Origin of the sequence: Pseudanabaena sp. 'Roaring Creek', from assembly GCF_001402795.1 — a bacterium.
Lineage (GTDB): Bacteria > Cyanobacteriota > Cyanobacteriia > Pseudanabaenales > Pseudanabaenaceae > Pseudanabaena.
This window is the reverse complement of sequence record NZ_LIRE01000054.1, coordinates 1-1819: the sequence shown is the minus strand read 5'-3', so window position 1 is coordinate 1819 and position 1819 is coordinate 1. Positions and strand designations below refer to the sequence as shown.

The window sequence follows — 1819 nt, the reverse complement described above, 5'->3', positions numbered from 1 at the left end:
TTATAGCTACAGTCACTTGAATGAGGACAAATCAAACCCCAAGAATTGACTGGCGGCGCGAAGCGCCGCCAGTCAATTCTTGGGGTTTATGTCCTAATACACTTGGCGGCAGCTATATATCGAAAGCGATCGCATTTAGATATGCTGATAGGCGATCTAAAAAATGTCCTCATAAATATCTGCCATCGTTAGCGATAGATTGATCGAATTTAAGACTAAGGTATCCTCACTGCCCAAAATTTCCATTGTCCAATCCCCTTGCAAATCTTGCCGATAAACTTCTAATTTAATTTCATTTTGAGAAACTAAAACATATTCCTGCAAGCTACCAATCGTTTGATAATTAACCAGCTTTTCACGGCGATCGCTTGCCTCCGTACTGGGTGACAAAACCTCAAAAATAACACAAGGATAATTCACAAAATATTTATCCCGATCTTCGGAATTGCAAGTAATCAGCACATCGGGATAATAGAATATTGTCTTATTTTGATTAGCCGCCTTTAACTTGACCTTCATATCCGACATAAAAACATCGCAAACGTTACCCCGCAACAGAGAACGTAAACGACTAGCAATATTTAAAGTAATGATGTTGTGCTCCTTACTCCCCCCAGCCATCGCAAACACCTGACCGCCTAAATACTCATGGCGAACTTCACTCTTACTCTCTGCTTCTAAATATTCCGCAACTGAGAAAATATGAATCGGCGATCGCATAATTTTTGCTACCTAATTGCTACACAAAGGCTTTAGATTTTGCCATCGCGCTCCAAACATTTGTGGCGATTATTCTATTCAGGCAAAAAATCTTCATCAAGCACTTGCTGAGATGTAAATGGTGAATTTACAGGAAAATGCTCTAAAAGTAATCTTGTTTCAATTTTTGCTTGTTTTCTAGCATCAAGATAACATTCATCAAAAATTTGCTGAAAATAATTCCTTAAACTAGGACTACTCTCGAAAATCTTCCGAATCCGACGACGATGTTCAGCGATACTTTTTTCGCAACTCCTTGTTCGTTTATTTGGTTGATATTGCCATTTAAGCAAATGTAGTAAAACCACGACTAAATCACTACTTAAAGCGTGTTTATCACTATTTCCCATCGATTCCACTTCTTCGATTAAATTCGCCACATCTAGGTCTGCTAATCTGCCCTCACGCAATAGCTGAGCTGTTGCCTCAACCCAAAGATTAAAGTCACATTCATAGAGTGCCGTAAGTGAATCAAGGGAATTATTAGCGATCACTAGTTCGTGGATATCCTTTGTCTCTAAGTAAGCCTGTGTCATCAGCTTTTCCTCAAAGTTTTATTCGCCATTAATCTTGAGAGTAACATAAAGGGATAAGACAGTCCTCAACGCCGCTCACATAAAAGCGATCGCCTTATCGATGTCCTGATAGGCGATCGCCATAAGCGCTAATCAATTAATGGCGCTTAATGGCGCTTAATGGCGATCGCAAGTTATTGATACTGAAGCAAACTTTGTCATCCAATCAATGTTTCCCATATCTGAATACTTTCAGCAGGAGTTACAGTAATTATCGATCAAACGAACCACAAGAAAAACTTTAAAAGCGTTGCTTCGCAACGCTTTAAAGTTTTTCTTGGTTTGGATTTGAGCGCAAAGCGCTGTATGGCAATACATCCACAAAAAAAAGATTGGCGGCAAATTGCCACCAATCTTCTTTTGATATTTCTATAGCAGTAGCCAATTATATTAGGACAAAAACAAAACCCAGAAGAGTGTTGCGGCGCGAAGCGCCGCAACACTCTTCTGGGTTTTATGTCTTAACTTATTTGGCTATAGCTATA

Annotated in this window: 2 protein-coding genes; both read right to left on the bottom strand. The window is 39.4% G+C overall.

Annotated features, from left to right (window positions below):
• Positions 1 to 156 precede the first annotated feature (156 nt).
• Positions 157 to 720 carry a Uma2 family endonuclease gene (locus AC805_RS01755; RefSeq protein WP_055073824.1) on the bottom strand — a complete coding sequence of 188 codons (564 nt, stop codon included), beginning with the start codon at positions 718 to 720 and terminating at the stop codon, positions 157 to 159.
• A 74-nt stretch (positions 721 to 794) separates the two neighbouring features.
• Positions 795 to 1295 carry a DUF29 domain-containing protein gene (locus AC805_RS01750; protein ID WP_055073823.1) on the bottom strand — a complete coding sequence of 167 codons (501 nt, stop codon included), beginning with the start codon at positions 1293 to 1295 and terminating at the stop codon, positions 795 to 797.
• Positions 1296 to 1819 lie beyond the last annotated feature (524 nt).

Bases quoted from the DNA above. Each gene is read 5' to 3' on its own strand.
- AC805_RS01755 (WP_055073824.1), bottom strand. From the start codon at position 720: ATGCGATCGCCGATTCATATTTTCTCAGTTGCGGAATATTTAGAAGCA.
- AC805_RS01750 (WP_055073823.1), bottom strand. From the start codon at position 1,295: ATGACACAGGCTTACTTAGAGACAAAGGATATCCACGAACTAGTGATC.